The following is a 20,087-nucleotide window of genomic DNA, read 5'->3' on the forward strand; positions in this document are numbered from 1 at the left end:
ACAATCCTCGTCGAGAGGGCTGAGCAAACCTGATGAACGCGTGAAAGGTCAGTTCTAGCTTGCTGTCGCCCGATGCGGTCAATTTTGGCCGCAGGTCACCCTATTGTTCACAATGTTGCTTGGAAGTGGGGCGAGAATTGGGCGCAAAAGAACCAATTGTAGGGAAATGGGCGACAATGCCGCCCATTTCTTAGGTATTATTATTCACCGGAATCGCCTTCGCCGATTTGGATGAAGCTGACCGGGGTCGCGCTTGAGATATACTCGCGGTAGATAACGTCAGCGTATTTCCCATCTAGGATATTCTTGTGACTATCAACAAATCCTGAAACCTCGGTAACCGTCCTACGGTTACGACGATCCCGATCCGGAGTCGCCACAAGAGGGCGGGATTTCCCAAACGAAACAACCGCTTCCAGTCGTGATCGCGAGATCCCTTGCCGCGTCAGGAATGCCACCGCCGCATTGGCACGGCGTTGCCCCAGACGGTTGTTATAAGCAGTTGAACCTACAGCGTCGGTGTGACCGTAAACACGGAACCGCGCTTCGGGGAACTGTTTGATCCATGCGGCTTGCTGCAGCAGAATCTTCTGCGCTGATGCATCCAGCTGTGCGCTATCAAACGCAAAGTTGATCTGCGTCGGAACCTCTGCGGCGAATCTTTGAGCCAGGATCTGGCCATACGTCAACTCGCCATTCATAACCTGAATGTTATTCAGCGTAGCGTTTCCGAAAGTGCCCTGATCGATTTCATACCCAGCTTCGCGAGTACAGCCAGCGACAGCAACCGAAAGGCCCAGTGTCAAGATCCACTTTTCCATTGGTCCTATCCTCCTATCAATCCAGAACATAGCCATAGGAGGCGCCAAAGTCCTGCTTGGCCACTTCCGATGCAGCACCGCTTCCGGCTCGTTCAGTCCGGGCGACTTTGCCATTCACGAACAGATCGAACTCGCTGGGTGGTTTGACCCGGTCAGTTGGCAGGGCAAGCGCCTCACCACGAGTGGGCGAAACCAGATGTGCGGTAACAATAATGATCAGCTCACTTTGTTCGCGCTGATATTGAGCGCTGCGGAAAAGAGCACCCAGAACCGGCACATCACCCAACCACGGAACCTGACTGTTCAGATCTGTGAAGTCATCCTGGATCAAACCAGCAATTGCAAAGCTTTCACCATCATTCAACTCGATCGTCGTGCGTGTGGTACGCGAGATGAAGCTCGGGACGTTGTCGCCGTTGATCGTGAAATCGGAACTCTGATCGATTGACGATACGGATGCGCCCATTTCCAGATTGATGCGGTCGCCGTCCACGACACGAGGAACGAACAAGAGCTGAACGCCGAAGGCCCGATACTCGATCGCAACCACGCCGTCACCTTGCGGAACAGGGATCGGCACTTCGCCACCGGCCAAAAATTCAGCCTCTTGTCCGGATAGTGCCGAGAGGTTCGGTTCGGCCAAACTGCGGACTAAGCCTTTGGTTTCAAGCGCTTCCAGTAGCAGACGAACCTGCGTCGAGCCTGCGCCGAACCCAAACAAGATAGCACCCGTATTGGTTTGCACGAACGGGATGTTATTCGCCAACGCGTTGTTAAGTGCAGCTTGGTTGTTCAAGCTGTTGAAGCCGCCGGTCGCGTCTCCACCGCCAAAGCCCAGAGATGCCGACAGGTTCTTCGCTACCGAACGGTTCATTTCGGCGAATCGCACTTTCAGCATGACTTGCTGTACGCCACCAACATTCATCAAGTTCGATACACGCTCAGGCGCGTAGCGCTCGGCGAGTTCAAGAGCACGCGCCAGTCTTGCGCTGCTTGATACCGTACCGGATAGAACAATACCGTCATTTGCGGTCCGTACTTCGATCGGCTCATTTGGCAGAATCTGACGCAGCCGCTCTTTGAACTCAGAGACATCTGGCGAAACGCGCACACGCACGTTTGTGATCAGATTCCCAGCGCCATCGAACATCGTCAGCGTGGTTATGCCGGGTGCGCGACCCAATACATATATTGTCCGGTCGGACAGGGTAGAAATGTCTGCAATGCCTGCGTTGGCAATGCTGATATCGGCAAAGGGTTGTTCACTCTCCACCACAATTGCGCGGTTAACAGGAACATCCAGCGATTCAGCTGTCCCCTTTTTCACCACGCGAAGATTTTGGGCCCACGCGGCATCGCCGATTGGGCTCACAACAAGCGACAACCCCAGCAGGGTTGCGCTGATCCAGGAACGTATTGTCATGTGACCTGCCTCTCCGATCACCACTCGATTTTTTATGGGTCTAATGCCCTATGATCTGAACCCTGCGCCAAATCCGGATTTATTGCAATAATCAATGGTTTCCGGAATTTTCCTTATGTGGGTTTCTCGCAACAACACCATGAAAAAGACCGCGCAAAATGCGCGGTCTGTGGGTCGTTAACGGTTTGAATTTTCGTTAGTTTGTACAGGGAATTGGTGTCTCGACAGTTTCGCCGCCACGACGGGTTCGGATTGTACAAACCTTCTTTTCAACCACTACTGGTGCGGGTGCTCGTTCTTGAATTCCCAATAGTGATTGCTGGTCTACTTCAACCACTTCGGCGACTTCATCATCCTGCGCGCCCACTAGCGCCAGAGACATACGGCCGGTGTTTTGTGCCTGTGCCAAAGCCGCAATTTGTTGTGAGGTCGCCGCTACTGTCACAGTGCGGGCAATCGTGGTCCCTGTGACATCTGAACCCGCAATCTGGTCAACTGCGACCAGTTCAATATTTGTCAGAACCAGTCGGGTTATCTCGCCGCGTCCAGCATCAGTAGTACCGCGCAGCGATCCCGTCCAATAGACGTCCACCGTGTCACCAGGGCGCAAGAAGCCCGAAACGCCGGAGGCAACATCGACGCTGATTGCAAACGCACGCATGCCCTTGGGCAACTGCGACCTCAAGCCCGCTGTTTCGCCCGGGTTGGTAACTTTGACTTCCATGATGGCTTCGTCTTTTTCCATTGCCCGAAGCACATATCGTTCGTTGTTCTTGATATCAGGAAACAATACTGCCGCATCAACGAAAGCGCCCTCGGGAATTGCTGATTCGGGCCACTGGACAACGCGGATATCGTCCTGGTTCAGCCGCTCGCCATACTTAAGAGACCGGTTGGAGACCAGAACTCCGACTGTTGGCACAACGCCAGCTTTAGCATTTGCCAGAGCTTCTTCACGCAGTTTTCGCTCCTGCGCAAGTTTAGCCTGATTCTCGGTAATATATTCGCGTGCCATATAGACAGCACCACCGGCCAGGGCGATCCCGATGATAAGAACAAGTCCAAAAACAGCTCGCATTTGTCCCTCGTCATGTTTCGTTCAAGTAAGTCTCGCGGCTAACTTTGTCGCGATGGTTCAGCGGCTACCCTAGGAGGTAATTGTGTCCAAAAATGGGACAATCCCCACATTTTTCGGAGCAGTATCAAGATCCGTCAAGGAAGCCAGTATATTGGTTTAGTCAAAACTAATTTGCTGGACCTGAATCGACGAGAGGGCTTGCCCGGTTTGCTCGTCGACACTTTGGATGCCTTCGTTCAGGAGCACGTACATCATCCCGGCAATGCCTACGATCGCGGCCGTTAGTACAACCCAATCTACCGTAACGGCGCCGTTTTCTTCGCTAAAAAAATTTTTGATTGTGCTAAACATTGTACGTTACCGAGGTAAGGAACTTTTGCAAAAGGGGCCACGTCTTTTGATAAGACATGGCCCCCACTTTAGATACCAGAGTCTGGCAGCGATTAGTTGGTGTTCGGCGTCACAACAGTGATACCCGACAGCGCGCTGTCGATGTTGCCGGCCAGTTCGCTGGCACCGCTCTGAACCTGATTGTATGCAATGGCTGCCAGAGCAACAACGGCTGCGGTCAGAACGACCCAGTCTACAGTTACGGCGCCGTCTTCGTCTTTGCGGAAGTTCTTGATGAACTTGATCATGTTACGTCCCTCCTAAAGGATCAAATAAGTAATTAACCTCGGCGTCTTCCAGAGCATTCTCTCTCAGTCCGCTCCCGATCGTCTCGGCATGGGTCTATGTTTGACCTTTGCGCGTGGCAGGAATTGGGCCAAACCAATATTTTTTGGATAAATGCTTAAGATTTTATTCGTAGTTCTTGTAACATATTGATTATTAATGGAAATAAATTCACCTTTTTCCGTACATTGAGGATTGGGCGATGCAAAATAGCGGCAAATGAGGCGAAATTGCCCCATTTCGCTTTGTTTTTCTAGCGTTGCAGGCCGTTATAGGGTTCAAAATGCTTCAAAAGATAAGAAATCGAGGCAGGCAAATGTATTTCCGGAACGCAATCTTTTGCGCAGGTGCAGTCGCATTCCTATTGACGGGTGCAATTTCGGTATCCGCGACCGAGATCGAGCCGCGCGGGGTTTATAAGCGTATCAAGGCCCCCAAACCTGGCACGCGCCCGCGTGTGACCATTCAAATTACCCCAGAACAACACGCGGCGTCGCCTTCGGCACCCAGCACTGGGGCAAAGCTGGATGTGCCCGAAGTTACGACCCCTGCACCCGTTCCGCCGTCGATTCCTCCTAAGATCGCAGGAACGACCGAGCCGGTAGGGACCTATGAGGCTTTCTGGAGCCGAATCTCACCCGAACTGCAACAGGCAAGCGCAGGAAGGCTCGCAGAAGCTGTTCAGGCATTGTCTGCGACCGACGTAGCGGCCCCGCGCCTTCAAACACTTCAGGATATCGCAGACGCGCGCGGCGTGGACATCCTGCGCTCGACTGTGGGCACAAATGTCTCGCCTGCGCTCGTGCTGGCGGTAATCTCGGTGGAATCGGCCGGGAAAACACAAGCCGTTAGTTCCGCCGGCGCTCAGGGGTTGATGCAACTCATGCCAGCCACAGCCGAACGCTTCGGTGTCGAAGACAGCCTCAAACCGGAACAAAACATAGAAGGTGGGGTCAAATACCTTCATTGGCTGATGGAGGAATTCGATAACGACCCGATCCTCGTTCTCGCGGGTTATAATGCAGGCGAGGGGGCCGTGCATAAACACAGCGGTGTGCCACCTTATGCTGAAACCAGAGATTACGTGCCTAAGGTCCTTGCCGCATTTCAGGTCGCAAGCGCGCTGTGCACGTCAGCACCGCAGTTCGTATCGGACCCCTGCGTCTTTCAGGCAGCCAATTAAAAAAGGCCCGCGTCATTGCGGGCCTTTTTGCTTTTTGGAGGAGCGATATCAGTCGACAATCGTTGCCTGGGTCGCCGCCCTCATATCCGCATCGCTGACACCATCGGCAAGTTCAACGATCTTCAGGCCACCTTCGACCACATCGAGGACGCCCAGATTGGTGATGATCCGATCCACAACGCCCTGTCCGGTTAGTGGCAAAGTACATTCCTTCAGCACTTTCGAATCACCATGCTTGTTGGTGTGGTCCATCACAACGATAACGCGGCCCACACCGGCCACCAGATCCATCGCTCCGCCCATGCCTTTGACCAGCTTGCCGGGAATCATCCAGTTGGCCAGATCGCCTTTCTCGTCGACTTCCATCGCACCCAGGATCGCAGCGGCAATCTTACCGCCTCGGATCATGGCGAACGAAGTCGCGCTATCGAAGTAAGAGGTGCGGGACAGTTCGGTGATCGTCTGCTTGCCTGCGTTGATCAGGTCAGCGTCTTCCTCGCCCTCAAACGGGAAGGGGCCCATGCCCAGCATACCGTTTTCGGATTGCAGAGTGATATCCTTGTCGCCCACATAGTTCGCCACCAGCGTCGGAATACCGATGCCGAGGTTCACATACATGCCGTCTTCGAGCTCTTCAGCCGCGCGCGCGGCCATCTGATTGCGGTCCCAGGGCATTATGCTTCCTCCTTCTTACGGGTGGTGCGCTGTTCGATGCGCTTTTCGTGGCTGCCTTGAATGATACGGTGCACATAAATGCCGGGCAGGTGGATGCTGTCAGGGTCTAGTGAGCCGCGCGGAACGATTTCTTCAACCTCAGCCACGCAGATCTTACCGCATGTTGCGGCGGGCACGTTGAAGTTACGGGCGGTCTTGCGGAACACCAGATTTCCGGTGTCATCTGCTTTCCACGCCTTTACGATCGCGAGGTCTGCGAAGATGCCTTCCTCCATGATATAGGTCTCGCCGTTGAAGTCTTTGTGCTCTTTTCCGTCCGCGATCACCGTTCCCACGCCTGTTTTGGTGTAGAACCCGGGGATGCCAGCACCACCGGCGCGCATGCGTTCGGCCAATGTGCCTTGTGGATTGAATTCCAGCTCCAGCTCTCCACTCAGATACTGGCGCATGAACTCCGCGTTCTCACCGACATATGAGCTGATCATTTTCTTGACCTGCTTGGTCTGCAGCAGAATGCCGATGCCGAAATCATCAACGCCTGCGTTGTTCGAAGCAAAGGTCAGGTCCTTCGCGCCCGACGCTTTGATCGCCACAAGCAGCATCTCTGGGATACCGCACAGACCAAAGCCGCCCGCCGCGATCAACATGCCATCCGAGATCACCCCATCGAGCGCCTCTTCGGCATTGGCATAGATTTTCTTCATGGAAAACTCCCCCAATGACATGGTGTTGGGCCGAGTTGTGCCGCCACGTCACGGGGAAGTCAACGAATCCAAGGGTCAGGTGGTATTTCTACCTAACCTGCCTTTTTGGTGGTTTTCTTGGCAGCTGCTTTCTTCTTGGGCGCCGCCTTCTTCTTAGTACCCTTCTTGGCCGCACGCTCATTGACCAGTTCAATGGCCATTTCCTGCGTCACATCTTCGGGCTTTATGTCCTTGGGGATTGTCGCGTTGACCTTTTCCCATTTCACGTAAGGCCCGTAGCGCCCGTCCAGAATCTGCATCACGCCACCATCCGGATGTTCGCCTACTTCTTTCAGCGGTTTCGCAGCCTGTCCGCGCCGTCCCGGATTGGCCCGTTTCTCGGCCAGCATTTCAACCGCCCGGTTCATTCCGATTTCAAAAACGTCATTTGGATCTTTGACATTGACGTAGACAGGTTTGGCCTCCTCCGGCAGCTGGTGCATGATATATGGGCCAAACCGTCCAAAGTTCGAGCTGATCATGCCACCTTCGGGATGTTCGCCGATCTGGCGCGGCAAAGACAACAAAGTCAGCGCCTTTTCCAGATCCATGTCATCTTTGTTCCAGCCACGGGGCAGGGATGCACGCGGAGGTTTCTTGTTCTCGGGCGTGGGCTCTCCACGCTGTACATAGGGACCAAATCGACCGGATTTCAGCCAGATCTCATCGCCCGCATCTTCGCCCAGCAAACGTTCGTCACCTTCCGCACCTTCGCCAGCGATCGGACGGGTATAGGTACATTCCGGGTAATTGCCGCAGCCCACGAATCCGCCGGTACGCGACGTTTTGAGGTGCAACAGGCCCACACCGCATTTCGGACAAATACGCGGATCGGATCCGTCTTCTCGCGGGGGATACAGCTGGGGCGCCAACGCCTCATCCAGCTTGTCCAGCACTTCTGATATGCGCAGTTCCGAAGTCTCACCAATTGCAGCCGAGAAATCTCGCCAGAACTTACCGAGCAGATCCTTGTAGTCACGGTCCCCAGCGCTGACGTCATCGAGCTCTTCCTCGAGGTTGGCCGTAAACTCATAGCCCACATACTGGCGGAAGAAGTTCAGCAGAAAGATCGTGACGATCCGCCCCTTTTCTTCGGGGATCAGGCGGTTCTTGTCTTTGCGTACATATTCCCGATCCTGAATCGTGGTGACGATCGAAGCATAGGTCGATGGTCGTCCGATCCCCAGTTCTTCCATCCGCTTGACAAGCGTCGCCTCGGTATAGCGTGGCGGCGGTTGAGTGTGGTGTTGCAGCGCGAGCACGGCCTCGTTGTCGGACAGAATCGCGGCTTTGTCCGAGTCGCTGGTGGCCTTGATGAACTGATCCCGCAATGATGTCTTGGCAAAGCGCGCTGGATCGCCTTGCATGATCTGAGGCAAGCGCTTGTCATCGTCATCAACAACGTCATCTCGGCCTTCTTCATAGACACGCATGAAACCGTCAAACAAGACTACCTGACCGGTGGCGCGCAAACCGACTTGGCCGTCATCACTGCCAATCTCGACCGTCGTGCGCTCCAGTCGTGCCGCAGCCATCTGACAGGCAATGGTGCGCTTCCAGATCAGGTCGTACAGTTTACGCTGATCTTCATCTGTCACTTTCAGCGCTTTGGCATCACGCGACATATCCGTCGGCCGGATACATTCGTGCGCTTCCTGTGCGTTCTTGGCCTTGTTTTTATACATGCGCGGGCTGTCCGGCACATATTCGGGGCCATATCGATCCGAGATGGCATCACGCGTGGCGGCGACAGCTTCGGGCGCCATGTCGATACCGTCAGTCCGCATATAGGTAATGTAGCCCGCCTCATACAGCCGTTGCGCCACCTGCATTGCATGGCGCGCGCCCATTCCAAATTTACGACTGGCTTCCTGCTGCAGGGTTGAGGTCATGAACGGGGCACTTGGGTTACGTGCGGCAGGCTTGGCCTCGACTGAGGTGACACTCAGCGCCCGGCTAGTAATCGCCTGTACAGCCAGCTCGGCCTGCGTGGCATTAGTCAGATCGTGTTTGTCGAGCTTTTTGCCGGCCAGAGTAACAAGACGGGCTTCATAGGTCTGGCCGCGTGGTGTTTCGAACAAGGCCCTTACGGACCAGTATTCAACAGGCTTGAACGCCTCGATCTCCATCTCGCGTTCCACGATCAGGCGCAGGCAGACCGATTGTACGCGTCCGGCAGACTTTGCCCCGGGCAATTTGCGCCACAGTACCGGCGATAGGTTGAAGCCCACCAGATAGTCCAGCGCGCGGCGGGCCAGATAGGCCTCGACCAGAGGCATATCGACCTCGCGCGGGTTCTGCATCGCTTCGGTCACGGCGTCCTTGGTGATCGCGTTGAACGTCACTCGGCTGACCGGCGTGTCCTTCTTGATCGAACGCCGCTTGGTGAGCGCTTCTTGCAAGTGCCAACTGATCGCTTCGCCCTCGCGGTCAGGGTCAGTTGCGAGGATCAAAGCGTTGTCTTCTTTGAGAGCGTCGGCAATCGCTTTGACGTGTTTGCGGCTGTCGTTGCCCACCTCCCATTTCATAGAGAATTCATGCTCGGGATCGACCGAACCATCCTTCGGCGGCAGGTCACGGACGTGGCCATATGAGGCCAAAACAGTGTAGTCGGGGCCAAGATACTTATTGATCGTTTTTGCTTTGGCCGGAGATTCTACAACAACTACGGGCATTTAAGGGGAATCCTCGCTCGACGGATTTTGCGCTTTGTATGACCGTGCAAAATGTGTGGGGCAAGATCGAATTGTCAATGCGTTCGTTTTCCGCGCCCAAAGCCCCTGATTTTCAAGCCATTTCTGGCAGTCTGCACCGTGTCATAAGTCGGTGGTCCCAAAATCTCAGCTTTTCGGATATTAGTTGCTAAGGGCCAAAAGCCCGCCCGGTTGCCGTTGAATCTTACCATCAAGTTCCAGATCGACCAGCACTGGGCCAATTTCGCCAGCGGATGCGTCGACATCCCGGATCAACTGGTCCTCGGCAATTGGAGATGGACCAAGGCAACTGAGAATCACGTCGTGCAGTGCGCGTGGGGTATTTTCGGATTGTGCGGTCACCAGTCCGTTAGGCGGGATTTGTTGGGGCAGTATCTGATGCTGCTGCGTCGGCAATGCGTCAATCACATCTTCAGCGGAGCGTACCAATGTCGCGCCGTCCCGGATCAGCAGGTTGCACCCCGCCGCCCTTGCATCGAACGGGTGCCCAGGGACGGCCAGAACTTCTCGTCCCTGGTCTAGCGCGTCTCGTGCGGTGATCAGGCTGCCTGATTTGGCTGCAGCTTCGACCACGACAACAGCCTGTGCCAGACCTGAAATAATGCGATTGCGGCGCGGGAAATGCCGGGCCTGTGGCGTAGTGCCCATCGGTTGCTCGGACAGGCGCAGGCCGGTTTTTGCGATGTCGCACGCCAGATCAGAATTCTCGGCTGGATAAATCACATCGACTCCACCAGCCATCACCGCCACAGTTCCTGTCTCCAAAGTGGCAATATGGGCCGAAGTATCAATACCGCGGGCCAGTCCCGAGACGACGACGTAGTCTTTCTTGCCCAACTCAGAGGCCAACGCCCGTGCCATGCGGGCACCCAGTGAAGAACAGTTCCGTGCCCCGACCATAGCGATCGCCTGTCGATTCAGAATCGTCGGATCACCAATCGCCCAAAGCATTGGAGGTGCGTCAGAAATGTCGATCAGTGCATCGGGATAGTCAGCGGCCCCAAGGCACAAAAGCTGCGCTTTGGCTGCTTTTGCGGCCCTGAGCTCCGCCTCGATCACCCCGGGGGGGCAGATTTCGTACCCTTCAATTCCGGCTGCGCGCGCCATTTCCGGCAGCGCGGCCAGCGCATTCTGCGCCGAGCCATGTTCGCGCAATAGGCGCCGAAACGTCGCCGGTCCAACTTTGCGTGAACGCAACAGGCGGAGCCACGAAAACCGGTCCTCTTCCGTGGTGGGTGGGAGTGGGGGGTGATTGGAAGAAAGCTGCTCTTCGGTCATCCGATGCTCCGCCTGATTGCAAAACTGGTTTTACGGTGCAGCGGGTTAACAGCCTGTAAATCTTGGATAATTAGAACTGAATTATTCGGATTTTGAAATTAGATGTCACGCTATACATATGAAAATAAAGCAAAAATTTGCATGATTTTTTTTGCGCAAGTTACCGTTGATCGGCAACTTCTTCAACCGATGAGGCGCAGCGTTAACGCTGCGCCTCATTCCTCGCACTGAATTCCGACTCAAGCAGCAGAGCCGCCAACCGTAAGTCCGTCCATCAGTACGGTTGGTTGCCCCACTCCCACCGGCACCCATTGCCCGTCCTTGCCGCAGGTGCCCATGCCCGGATCAAGCGCCATATCGTTCCCCAGGCCCCGAATACGCTTTAGCGCCGAGGGACCGTCACCAATGAGTGTCGCGCCTTTGACCGGAGCACCAATCTTACCATTCTCGACGCGATAGGCCTCGGTGCAGGAAAAGACGAACTTGCCATTGGTGATATCAACCTGACCACCGCCAAAACCGACGGCCCAGATGCCGTCTTTGATGTCTGATACCAGCGAGGCTGGGTCTGAATCACCGCCCAACATGATCGTATTGGTCATACGAGGCATGGGTTTGTGGGCATAGCTCTGTCGCCGCCCGTTGCCCGTGGGTGAAACCCCCATCAGACGTGCGTTTTGGCGGTCCTGCATATATCCGGTCAGTATACCGTCTTCGATCAGGACCGTGCGCGAACTGGGGGTACCTTCGTCATCCACCGAAATCGAGCCGCGACGGTCCGCTATCGTGCCGTCATCAACCACGGTCACGCCTTTTGAGGCGATCTGTTGTCCCATCAGCCCGGCGAAGGCCGAGCTGCCCTTGCGGTTGAAATCGCCTTCCAGACCGTGCCCAATGGCCTCGTGCAACAGAATTCCGGGCCAGCCGGGCCCCAATGCAACCTCCATCACGCCGGCAGGGGCAGGGATGGCATCCAGATTGACCAGTGCGATCCGCAGAGCTTCGCGCGCTTTATCTTGCCAATCGGCAGGATCGATCAGCCCATCCAGACCCACGCGCCCACCGCCCCCGGCTGAGCCGCTTTCGCGCCGTCCGTTGTGTTCTACAATGACCGAGACGTTCAGGCGGGTCATCGGGCGCACATCGCGCACCTGCACGCCGTCGGGGCGCAGAATCTCGATCTCCTGCACTGCGGCGGCAATCGTGGCGCTGACTTGCACGACCCGAGGGTCCAGATCGCGGGCAAAGGCGTCAATCTCGCGCAGAGTCTCGATCTTGACCGGAAAACTGGCGGATTCGATCGGGTCCTCATCAGTGTAAAGCCGTGTGTTGGTGGCCTGTGGCGGTCCGGCCAGCGTCCCTCCACCATCACCGACAGCCAGCCGTGCGGTTTCGGCGGCTCGTTTAAGTGAGGGAATCGAAACATCCGTCGAGTGTGCGTATCCCGCAACTTCACCCTGCACTGCACGCAGGCCGAATCCCTCAGATGCATCGTAGGAAGCCGTCCGCAGTCGACCGTCATCGAACACCAGTGACTCAGACTTTCGCCGCTCGACAAACAGCTCTCCGTCCTCCGCGCCATTGGTTGCGGCCTGCAGCACAGCAAGCGCCTCGTCCTTCGGAAGAGCGCTTTCAAAGGGGCGAAATGGGGCCTGAGACATAGGTTGCGACCTTTCGGGTTTGATCCAGATCAAAAATAGCGTCTGTTTGACGCAAGCATTTTGCTTTATCTACCCGACGGAATATGGTTTTTAACGCGGCCAAAGACAACGGGAGAGGTGCGACCGATTCACACCTTTTCGCCAGAGACGCAAAGATCAAACGATCAGGACAGAAAATGAAGAATGCTTTGATGCTTTCCGGGCTTGCAACAGCCCTCTCCAGCCTTCCCGCCATGGCTCAGGAGCTTGAGATTATTGGCAAGCCGGTGGCAGGCGGCGTTGGTTTCCAGCCTGCTACCACCAGTCTTGCCGAAGGAATTCAGAGTCTCGACAATATGATTCTGGTGATCATCACGGTCATCTGCCTGTTTGTCGCCAGTCTGCTGCTCTACTGCATCGTGCGATACAATCGGCGTGCGAATCCTGAGCCTGCCCGGTTTTCCCACTATACCCCGGTTGAGATTGCGTGGACCCTTGGGCCAATCCTAATTCTGGTTTTCATTGGCGCATTCTCGCTGCCGGTTCTGTTCAAGCAACAAGAGATCCCAGAGGGTGACATCACCATCAAGGTTGTGGGTAACCAGTGGTACTGGACTTACGAATATGTCGATCACGATTTCGCATTCGACAGCTACTTGCTGGGCCACCCGGCCACTTTGGATGAGGGCGCGCGCCCTGCGGATGCAGATGTAACGCCATTTGTGCTGGATGACGCAATGCGCGCCAAGCTGGCCGATGCGGGCTACAGCCAGGATGAGTGGCTGCTAGCGACGGACACGGCGGTAGTTGTTCCAGTTGGTAAGATCATTGTCATGCAGGTTACTGCGTCTGACGTGATCCATTCGTGGACCATCCCGTCATTCGGCGTAAAGCAGGACGGCGTACCAGGTCGTTTGGCCGAACTGTGGTTCCAGGCTGACAAGGAAGGCGTCTATTTCGGCCAGTGCTCGGAACTGTGCGGCAAAGACCATGCCTATATGCCGATCACCGTCAAAGTGGTCAGCGAAGAGGCATATGAGCAGTGGCTGCAGGGCGCTCTGGAAGAGTACGCAGGTAAGCCTGTTTCCTATCAGGTGGCCTCGAACTAAGCCGACTAAGGCCTAGGTAAACATGTGCGGGCTGCGCGGGTTTCGCGCAGCTTTTGCCCCGAAAAGGACCAAAGATGAGCGACGCAAGCTTCAATGCCAGCACCGTTTCCGCGCAGACCCGCGCGGACGAGGCCAGCTTTGGCGATTATTTTGCCCTGCTGAAGCCACGCGTGATGTCGCTGGTGGTGTTTACGGCTTTGGTTGGATTGCTTGCGGCCCCGGTTCCAGTACATCCGTTTGTAGGATTCTGCGCCATCCTGTTTATCGCGATCGGTGGTGGTGCGTCTGGCGCGCTGAACATGTGGTGGGACGCGGATATCGACCGCGTGATGAAGCGCACCAAAGGCCGCCCGATCCCGTCCGGCAAGGTCGAGGAAGGCGAGGCATTGGCATTGGGACTGGCTCTGTCTGGCCTGTCCGTCATCATGCTGGGTCTGGCAACCAACTGGTTCGCCGGCACGTTTCTGGCCTTTACCATCTTCTTCTATGTCGTCGTCTACACGATGTGGCTAAAGCGTTCGACACCGCAGAATATCGTGATCGGTGGTGCCGCAGGGGCGTTCCCGCCGGTGATCGGATGGGTCGCGGCCACAGGTTCGATGACGCTTGAGCCGTGGTTGATGTTCGCCCTGACCTTTATGTGGACGCCGCCGCATTTCTGGGCATTGGCGCTGTTTATGCGCTCGGACTATGACGACGCAGGCGTGCCGATGCTGACCGTTACGCACGGCCGCCGCGCCACACGCTGGCACATTCTGGTCTATACCGCACTGCTTGCGGTGCTGGCGGTGGGCACCGCGTTCTCGGATATCGGAGGCCCGATCTATCTGGTGGTCGCACTGGTTCTGAACGGCTTGTTCCTGCGGGGCGCCTGGCAGATTTCCCGTCGAAACGAAGACGATGCCGAATCCGACAATTTCAAGGTCGAGCGCAGCTTCTTCAAGCTGTCGTTGCTGTATCTCTTCCTGCATTTTGGCGCGATTCTGGCTGAGGCGCTGCTGAAACCCTCTGGGCTGGGAGGCTGGTCATGAGCCTGCGCAAAAGCCACGAGCTGCATCAGCGTCGGTTCAGCCGCAATCTGGGCGTGGGCCTAACACTGGCCGCGTTCATCGTGATCATCTTTGGACTGACGATCGTGAAGGTCTCGGGCACTGATTTCAACATGGCACCACAAGAGGTGCAGAACTGATGGCGTTGACCGGTCCTCAGAAAACCGTTGCACAAACGGTTGGCGTGGTTGTCCTGATGGGCAGCCTCGCTTGGGCAGCTGTGCCGTTTTATGACTGGTTTTGCCGGGTCACCGGCTTTGGTGGGACCACCGGCGTGGCCGAAGTGGCACCCGACGAGATTCTGGACCGCACCGTCACCGTGCGTTTTGACGCATCAAAAGCCAAAGACATGGCCTGGGAATTCAAGCCGGTCGAGCGCGAGATGGAAGTCCGCATTGGTGAGACCGGGCTGGCCTTCTACGAAGCCTATAACCCAACTGATCGCCCGATTGCGGGACAGGCGTCATACAATGTCGCCCCGTATTCTGCCGGTGGATATTTCCAGAAGATTGCCTGTTTCTGCTTTGAAGAGCAGGTTCTGCAACCCGGAGAGCGGGTTGAGATGCCGGTGACTTTCTTCGTCGATCCAGAGATGGTCGAAGATTTGGAAGCCAAGCATGTGCATACGATTACTCTGTCGTATACATTCTATGAAATTGACCTGCCCGAGGGCTATGCAGCCCTGGACGTGCAGGCAGAAACAAACAAGAACTAACGCCTGTAGGTGAGGGACGCTGATGGCACACGCAAAAGACCATGATTATCACATTCTGAACCCGTCGATCTGGCCACTGATCGGCGCGGTATCTGGCTTTGTGATGTTGTTCGGGGCTGTTCTGTGGATGCACGGAGTTACTCCGTGGATCTTCTGGATGGGACTGATCGGTGTTCTATACACCATGTTCGCATGGTGGTCCGAAGTGGTGGTCGAAAGCCGTCAGGGCGACCATACGCCGGTTGTGCGTATTGGTCTGCGCTATGGCTTCATCCTGTTCGTGATGTCCGAAGTGATGTTCTTCTTTGCCTGGTTCTGGTCGTTCTTCAAGCATCGCATGTACCCGATGTACGACTATGCTGGCACCGAGTACATCCAGCCCGACATTCACGCGGTTGACCCGTTCCACCTACCGCTGATCAACACTCTGGTGCTGCTGCTGTCGGGTTGTGCGATCACTTGGGCACACCATGCTTTGGTGCATGACAATGACCGCAAGGCACTGATCAATGGCCTGGCCATTGGCATCGTTCTGGGTATCGCGTTTACTGCATTGCAGGGCTTTGAGTACTATGAGTTGCTGGCCCACGAAGGCTGGAAGTTTGGCGATGACCAGTTCTACTCGAACTTCTTCATGGCAACTGGTTTCCACGGTTTCCACGTCATCATTGGAACCATCTTCCTGTCGGTCTGCTTGATCCGCGCCCTGAAAGGCGATTTTACGCCTGAGAAACACGTCGGTTTCGAAGCGGCAGCCTGGTACTGGCACTTCGTTGACGTCGTCTGGCTGTTCCTGTTCTTCGCCGTTTACATTTGGGGTCAAGCTCCGCTGATGTGACGCCGATCAGGTGATCCAATTGCAAAAGCCGCCCCACGGGGCGGCTTTTTCTCTATAAGGTGCGCAAGATTGCGCCCCATACAATTGCGTGGTTGCAATTAGACCAACACGCGCCGTAACAAGACGCCGATTTCTGCAACAAGGTTTGGCCCCGCCATGCGCCGCATTCTGTTTCTGCTGATTTTCGGCCTCGCGGGTTTGGGCGTGCTGATATCGCTCGGCGTGTGGCAAATGCAGCGTCTGGCTTGGAAACAGGGCATTTTGGCCGAGATCGAAGCGCGCATTGCGGCTGATGCGGTTGATCTCCCCGAGACCGTCACGGAAGCAGATGACAAGTATCTTCCTGTCAAACTCTTCGGAGAAATGAAGCCAGAGGAAATCCACGTTCTGGTCTCGGTCAAGCAGGTTGGGGCTGGGTACCGGATCATTCAGCCCTTCAGCACCGCTGGTCGCACAATTCTTGTGGATCGGGGCTTTGTACCGACGACCGCCAAGCAGGCCGATCGTGTGACTGGCCCGATGGAGGTCTCAGGCAATCTGCACTGGCCTGATGAAATCGACAGCTACACGCCCGTGCCAGATATCGATGGCAACATCTGGTTTGCGCGTGACGTGCCCACTCTGGCTGCGGCACTAGGTACAGAGCCTGTGCTGTTGATCGCCCGGTCCAAAACGGACCCTGACATAACACCTCTTCCGGTGGACACGGCGGGTATCCCGAACGACCACCTTCAATATGCAATCACATGGTTTGGTTTGGCTCTGGTTTGGGCCGCAATGACCGGATACTTCCTGTGGCGCAACCGCGCCCCTTCTGAGAGAGAAGAGCAATGAGATATATCTCGACCCGTGGCCAAGCGCCGGAACTAAGCTTTGAAGAAGCGATGCTGACCGGGCTGGCACGTGATGGTGGCCTGTACCTTCCCGCCGAGATCCCTGTGATGTCACAGGACGAAATTGCTGCGTTGGCTGGCTTGCCCTACGAAGAAATCGCATTCCGCGTGATGTGGCCCTATGTCAGCGGCTCGTTCGCCGAGGATGAGTTCAAAGATATCATAGCACGCGCCTATGAAGGCTTCGGCCATGACGCCCGCGCACCGCTGAAGCAATTGAATGAGAACCACTTCTTGCTTGAGCTGTTCCACGGACCCACGCTGGCCTTCAAAGATTTCGCCATGCAGCTAATCGGTCAGCTGTTTCAGGTCGCGCTCAAACGGCGCGGAGATCGCGTGACCATAGTGGGCGCGACCAGCGGCGATACCGGATCAGCGGCGATTGAGGCGTTCCGCGGGCTGGACGCGGTGGATGTGTTCATCCTGTTCCCCCATGGCCGTGTTTCGGAAGTGCAGCGCCGTCAGATGACGACGCCCGCCGACAGCAATGTGCACGCTTTGGCCGTGGATGGCGACTTCGACGACTGTCAGGCCGCGCTCAAGGATATGTTCAACGATTTTGACTTCCGTGATGGGGTGAAACTGGCCGGTGTGAACTCGATCAACTTTGCGCGCGTCCTGGCACAGATCGTGTATTATTTCTCTGCCGCCGTCAGCCTTGGCGCGCCGCATCGCAAGGTCAGCTTTACCGTCCCCACAGGCAACTTTGGCGACATCTTCGCAGGCTATCTGGCCAAGCGTATGGGATTGCCCATCGACCGTCTGGTCGTGGCAACCAACCAGAACGACATTTTGCATCGCTGTCTGTCGGGCGAGGGGTATTTCAAGGGTGACACGATCCCTTCGATCAGCCCGTCGATGGATATTCAGGTCAGTTCCAACTTTGAGCGCGCACTGTACTTTGCCTATGGTGAGGATGGTGGTGCCGTTGCGCAATTGATGGATGAACTGAAGAACGGTGGCTTCAACGTCAGCCAAGGCGCGATGGAAGCGCTACGGGAAAGCTTCGACTCGGGTCGTGTATCTGAGGATGAGACACTGGCCACAATCAAGCACACTCTGACCCACAGCGCCGAACTGGTTTGTCCGCATACTGCCGTTGGTATCAAGGTCGCTGAAGAACATCGCTCCGCTGATGTGCCGATGATCACGCTGGCCACTGCCCACCCGGCGAAATTCCCGGCAGCGGTTGAGAAGGCAAGCGGCGAACATCCGCCTCTTCCATCCCGCATGTCTGATCTGTATGAACGTCCGGAACGGGTGACACGGATTGCCAACGATCTGGGTGCCCTTGAGGATCATATCAGAAGGCATATTGCTGAGTGACAGTCAGACAGGACCAACTGAAGAACGGCTTTCGTATCGTCAGTGAACATATGCCGGGGCTGCAATCTGCAGCCATTGGCATCTGGGTAACCGCCGGTGGGCGGCATGAGCGGATCGAACAGAACGGCATCGCGCATTTCCTTGAACATATGGCGTTCAAGGGAACCGAGCGGCGATCCGCGCTGCAAATCGCCGAGGCGATCGAGGATGTGGGCGGATATATAAACGCCTACACATCGCGAGAAGTTACGGCCTATTACGCGCGTGTTTTGAAGGACGATGTGACGCTGGCGATGGACGTGATCGGCGACATCGTTCTGAACCCAGTGTTTGATCCGCGCGAGATCGAGGTCGAGCGTGGTGTAATCCTGCAGGAAATCGGTCAGGCTTATGACACGCCCGATGATGTTATCTTCGATTGGCTGCAAGAGCAGAGCTATCACGATCAGCCGCTGGGCCGCACCATTCTTGGCCCGACCGAGCGGGTAAGTGCATTCTCGCGTGAAGACCTGTCGGGTTTCGTGGCTGAGCATTACGGGCCGGAACAGATGATCCTGTCGGCCGCTGGCGCTGTGGATCATGACGCCCTGATGAAGATGGCGGAAGAAATGTTCGGCCATCTGCAGCCGCGCAAAGGTCTAACCCCTGAAATTGCCCGCTTTACCGGTGGTGAGGCACGGCAGGAAAAAGATCTGGAACAGGCCCATTTCGCGCTGGCCTTGGAGAGCCCAGGTTATCGCGATGATGCGATCTATACCGCACAGATTTATTCGACGGCTTTAGGCGGCGGCATGTCTTCGCGCCTGTTTCAGGAAGTGCGCGAAACGCGTGGTCTCTGCTACACGATATTTGCACAGACGGGCGCCTATGCCGACACCGGTACGACCACGATCTATGCGGGCACCTCCGCCGATCAAGTTGCCGAACTGGCCACGATCACCATCGACGAGATGAAGCGCGCCGCCGGCGACATGAATGACGAAGAAGTGGCCCGTGCCCGCGCACAGATGAAGGCCGGAATGCTGATGGGGCTGGAAAGCCCCTCGAACCGGGCCGAACGTCTGGCGCGTCTGGTGCAGATTTGGGGGCGGGTACCCTCGCTCGAGGATACGGTCGCCAAGATCGACGCCGTCAGTACCGAGGATGTACGCGCCTTTGCTGAACAGATGGCCATGCAGGCCCCGGCGGCGCTGGCGCTGTACGGGCCGGTTTCGGGTGCGCCAACGCTGGCTGAGCTACAGGAGAGGCGTGCGGCGTGATGCTACTGGGCAGACGCAAGCTTAAACTCGAAACCGAGCGGCTGAGCCTGCGCCCGCCTGTCCATTCCGATTTCAATGATTGGGCGGCACTGCGTCGCGCGTCAAAAGAATACCTGACTCCGTGGGAGCCGGTCTGGGCGAAGGATCACCTGAGTCGCAAATCATTTACCAACCGGGTCTACTGGGCACAGCGCTCGGTTGCCGGCGGCACGGCGATTCCGCTATTTCTGTTTCGCCGTACGGATAATGTCCTGCTGGGGGCCATCACGCTGGATAATATCCGCCGTGGTCCAGCGCAGGCCGGAACACTGGGATACTGGACGGGGCAATCCTTTGCGCGTCAGGGCTTCATGCGCGAAGCGATTGGAGCGGTGGTTCATCACGCCTTTACCCGCCTTGATCTGAGTCGGATCGAGGCTGCCTGTTTGCCGGAAAACAAGGCCTCGCGCGGGTTGTTAGAAAGCTCGGGTTTCAAGTACGAAGGCGTGGCGCAGTCGTATCTGCAGATCAACGGGCGGTGGCGGACGCATGTTCTGTATGCGTATTTGCGGTCTGATCGGCGCGGGAAGACCGACGTAGGTTAGGGCGCGCTGCCCCGTCGCAGCAGGCCACGCCTCCCCCGGAGTATTTTGGCCAGATGAACAAGGGGCATGACTTGCGAGCGATCT

At 56.3% G+C, this 20,087-nt stretch carries 20 protein-coding genes; 10 read left to right on the top strand and 10 right to left on the bottom strand.

Annotated features, from left to right (window positions below):
- Positions 1–200: 200 nt before the first annotated feature.
- The 5 genes from ACR0IU_RS14150 to ACR0IU_RS14170 all read right to left on the bottom strand — a co-directional run bounded on the left by ACR0IU_RS14150 (position 201) and on the right by ACR0IU_RS14170 (position 3,960).
- Positions 201–821 carry an OmpA family protein gene (locus ACR0IU_RS14150; protein ID WP_170541615.1) on the bottom strand — a complete coding sequence of 207 codons (621 nt, stop codon included), beginning with the start codon at positions 819–821 and terminating at the stop codon, positions 201–203.
- Between the two features lie 16 nt (positions 822–837).
- Positions 838–2,244 (bottom strand): type II and III secretion system protein family protein, encoded by a 1,407-nt coding sequence (locus ACR0IU_RS14155; protein WP_170772781.1) that lies wholly within the window; start codon positions 2,242–2,244, stop codon positions 838–840.
- 196 nt (positions 2,245–2,440) lie between these two features.
- Entirely contained in the window at positions 2,441–3,322 is an 882-nt protein-coding gene (gene cpaB / locus ACR0IU_RS14160) for a Flp pilus assembly protein CpaB (RefSeq protein WP_170779333.1), read from the bottom strand.
- Between the two features lie 156 nt (positions 3,323–3,478).
- On the bottom strand, positions 3,479–3,673 hold the full coding sequence (locus tag ACR0IU_RS14165) for a hypothetical protein (protein ID WP_480716698.1): 195 nt from the start codon (positions 3,671–3,673) through the stop codon (positions 3,479–3,481).
- Between the two features lie 92 nt (positions 3,674–3,765).
- Positions 3,766–3,960 carry a hypothetical protein gene (locus ACR0IU_RS14170; RefSeq protein ID WP_170779339.1) on the bottom strand — a complete coding sequence of 65 codons (195 nt, stop codon included), beginning with the start codon at positions 3,958–3,960 and terminating at the stop codon, positions 3,766–3,768.
- Positions 3,961–4,313: 353 nt separating this feature from the next.
- Here ACR0IU_RS14170 and ACR0IU_RS14175 point away from each other — a divergent pair, with 353 nt between their 5' ends.
- The gene (locus tag ACR0IU_RS14175) at positions 4,314–5,180 is read left to right on the top strand and encodes a lytic transglycosylase domain-containing protein (protein ID WP_480716699.1); all 867 of its coding nucleotides are present in this window, start codon (positions 4,314–4,316) and stop codon (positions 5,178–5,180) included.
- A 48-nt stretch (positions 5,181–5,228) separates the two neighbouring features.
- Here the strand turns inward: ACR0IU_RS14175 and ACR0IU_RS14180 are convergent, their stop codons facing one another.
- From ACR0IU_RS14180 to tldD, 5 genes are all read right to left on the bottom strand, one after another.
- Entirely contained in the window at positions 5,229–5,855 is a 627-nt protein-coding gene (locus ACR0IU_RS14180) for a 3-oxoacid CoA-transferase subunit B (RefSeq protein ID WP_010441664.1), read from the bottom strand.
- Positions 5,855–6,559: a CoA transferase subunit A gene (locus tag ACR0IU_RS14185; RefSeq protein ID WP_480716700.1), complete on the bottom strand. Its 705-nt coding sequence runs from the start codon at positions 6,557–6,559 to the stop codon at positions 5,855–5,857. Before ACR0IU_RS14185 ends, ACR0IU_RS14180 begins: the two co-directional genes overlap by 1 nt.
- A 92-nt stretch (positions 6,560–6,651) precedes the next feature.
- Positions 6,652–9,273: a type I DNA topoisomerase gene (gene topA, locus ACR0IU_RS14190; protein WP_480716701.1), complete on the bottom strand. Its 2,622-nt coding sequence runs from the start codon at positions 9,271–9,273 to the stop codon at positions 6,652–6,654.
- Positions 9,274–9,453: 180 nt separating this feature from the next.
- The gene (gene dprA, locus ACR0IU_RS14195) at positions 9,454–10,590 is read right to left on the bottom strand and encodes a DNA-processing protein DprA (protein WP_480716702.1); all 1,137 of its coding nucleotides are present in this window, start codon (positions 10,588–10,590) and stop codon (positions 9,454–9,456) included.
- A 239-nt stretch (positions 10,591–10,829) separates the two neighbouring features.
- A complete protein-coding gene (gene tldD, locus ACR0IU_RS14200) occupies positions 10,830–12,251 on the bottom strand; it encodes a metalloprotease TldD (RefSeq protein ID WP_480716703.1) in 1,422 nt (473 codons plus the stop codon).
- Between the two features lie 176 nt (positions 12,252–12,427).
- Between tldD and coxB the strand changes: the two genes are divergently transcribed.
- From coxB to ACR0IU_RS14245, 9 genes are all read left to right on the top strand, one after another.
- A complete protein-coding gene (gene coxB, locus ACR0IU_RS14205; RefSeq protein WP_480716704.1) occupies positions 12,428–13,339 on the top strand; it encodes a cytochrome c oxidase subunit II in 912 nt (303 codons plus the stop codon).
- Positions 13,340–13,413: 74 nt separating this feature from the next.
- Positions 13,414–14,370, top strand: a complete 957-nt coding sequence (gene cyoE / locus ACR0IU_RS14210) for a heme o synthase (protein ID WP_480716705.1) — start codon at positions 13,414–13,416, stop codon at positions 14,368–14,370.
- Entirely contained in the window at positions 14,367–14,528 is a 162-nt protein-coding gene (locus tag ACR0IU_RS14215) for a hypothetical protein (RefSeq protein WP_010441671.1), read from the top strand. Before cyoE ends, ACR0IU_RS14215 begins: the two co-directional genes overlap by 4 nt.
- Positions 14,528–15,103: a cytochrome c oxidase assembly protein gene (locus tag ACR0IU_RS14220; RefSeq protein ID WP_480716706.1), complete on the top strand. Its 576-nt coding sequence runs from the start codon at positions 14,528–14,530 to the stop codon at positions 15,101–15,103. The genes ACR0IU_RS14215 and ACR0IU_RS14220 overlap by 1 nt, the downstream gene beginning before the upstream one ends.
- Before the next feature lie 22 nt (positions 15,104–15,125).
- On the top strand, positions 15,126–15,941 hold the full coding sequence (locus ACR0IU_RS14225) for a cytochrome c oxidase subunit 3 (RefSeq protein WP_170541585.1): 816 nt from the start codon (positions 15,126–15,128) through the stop codon (positions 15,939–15,941).
- 156 nt (positions 15,942–16,097) lie between these two features.
- Positions 16,098–16,775, top strand: a complete 678-nt coding sequence (locus tag ACR0IU_RS14230; RefSeq protein WP_480716707.1) for an SURF1 family protein — start codon at positions 16,098–16,100, stop codon at positions 16,773–16,775.
- Positions 16,772–18,160, top strand: coding sequence for a threonine synthase (gene thrC, locus ACR0IU_RS14235; RefSeq protein WP_480716708.1), 1,389 nt, complete (start codon positions 16,772–16,774; stop codon positions 18,158–18,160). Before ACR0IU_RS14230 ends, thrC begins: the two co-directional genes overlap by 4 nt.
- Positions 18,157–19,419, top strand: a complete 1,263-nt coding sequence (locus ACR0IU_RS14240) for a M16 family metallopeptidase (RefSeq protein ID WP_480716709.1) — start codon at positions 18,157–18,159, stop codon at positions 19,417–19,419. Before thrC ends, ACR0IU_RS14240 begins: the two co-directional genes overlap by 4 nt.
- Positions 19,419–20,003, top strand: a complete 585-nt coding sequence (locus ACR0IU_RS14245) for a GNAT family N-acetyltransferase (protein WP_480716710.1) — start codon at positions 19,419–19,421, stop codon at positions 20,001–20,003. Before ACR0IU_RS14240 ends, ACR0IU_RS14245 begins: the two co-directional genes overlap by 1 nt.
- The last annotated feature ends 84 nt before the right edge of the window (positions 20,004–20,087 follow it).

This window comes from Ruegeria sp. CL5 (assembly GCF_056536485.1).

Coding starts and splice junctions, on each gene's coding strand:
- ACR0IU_RS14220 (WP_480716706.1), top strand. CDS start 14,528: ATGGCGTTGACCGGTCCTCAGAAAACCGTTGCACAAACGGTTGGCGTG.
- ACR0IU_RS14185 (WP_480716700.1), bottom strand. CDS start 6,559: ATGAAGAAAATCTATGCCAATGCCGAAGAGGCGCTCGATGGGGTGATC.
- coxB (WP_480716704.1), top strand. CDS start 12,428: ATGAAGAATGCTTTGATGCTTTCCGGGCTTGCAACAGCCCTCTCCAGC.
- cpaB (WP_170779333.1), bottom strand. CDS start 3,322: ATGCGAGCTGTTTTTGGACTTGTTCTTATCATCGGGATCGCCCTGGCC.
- ACR0IU_RS14245 (WP_480716710.1), top strand. CDS start 19,419: ATGCTACTGGGCAGACGCAAGCTTAAACTCGAAACCGAGCGGCTGAGC.
- ACR0IU_RS14225 (WP_170541585.1), top strand. CDS start 15,126: ATGGCACACGCAAAAGACCATGATTATCACATTCTGAACCCGTCGATC.
- ACR0IU_RS14180 (WP_010441664.1), bottom strand. CDS start 5,855: ATGCCCTGGGACCGCAATCAGATGGCCGCGCGCGCGGCTGAAGAGCTC.
- ACR0IU_RS14150 (WP_170541615.1), bottom strand. CDS start 821: ATGGAAAAGTGGATCTTGACACTGGGCCTTTCGGTTGCTGTCGCTGGC.
- cyoE (WP_480716705.1), top strand. CDS start 13,414: ATGAGCGACGCAAGCTTCAATGCCAGCACCGTTTCCGCGCAGACCCGC.
- ACR0IU_RS14215 (WP_010441671.1), top strand. CDS start 14,367: ATGAGCCTGCGCAAAAGCCACGAGCTGCATCAGCGTCGGTTCAGCCGC.
- ACR0IU_RS14155 (WP_170772781.1), bottom strand. CDS start 2,244: ATGACAATACGTTCCTGGATCAGCGCAACCCTGCTGGGGTTGTCGCTT.
- topA (WP_480716701.1), bottom strand. CDS start 9,273: ATGCCCGTAGTTGTTGTAGAATCTCCGGCCAAAGCAAAAACGATCAAT.
- ACR0IU_RS14175 (WP_480716699.1), top strand. CDS start 4,314: ATGTATTTCCGGAACGCAATCTTTTGCGCAGGTGCAGTCGCATTCCTA.
- ACR0IU_RS14165 (WP_480716698.1), bottom strand. CDS start 3,673: ATGTTTAGCACAATCAAAAATTTTTTTAGCGAAGAAAACGGCGCCGTT.
- dprA (WP_480716702.1), bottom strand. CDS start 10,590: ATGACCGAAGAGCAGCTTTCTTCCAATCACCCCCCACTCCCACCCACC.
- ACR0IU_RS14230 (WP_480716707.1), top strand. CDS start 16,098: ATGCGCCGCATTCTGTTTCTGCTGATTTTCGGCCTCGCGGGTTTGGGC.
- ACR0IU_RS14170 (WP_170779339.1), bottom strand. CDS start 3,960: ATGATCAAGTTCATCAAGAACTTCCGCAAAGACGAAGACGGCGCCGTA.
- tldD (WP_480716703.1), bottom strand. CDS start 12,251: ATGTCTCAGGCCCCATTTCGCCCCTTTGAAAGCGCTCTTCCGAAGGAC.
- thrC (WP_480716708.1), top strand. CDS start 16,772: ATGAGATATATCTCGACCCGTGGCCAAGCGCCGGAACTAAGCTTTGAA.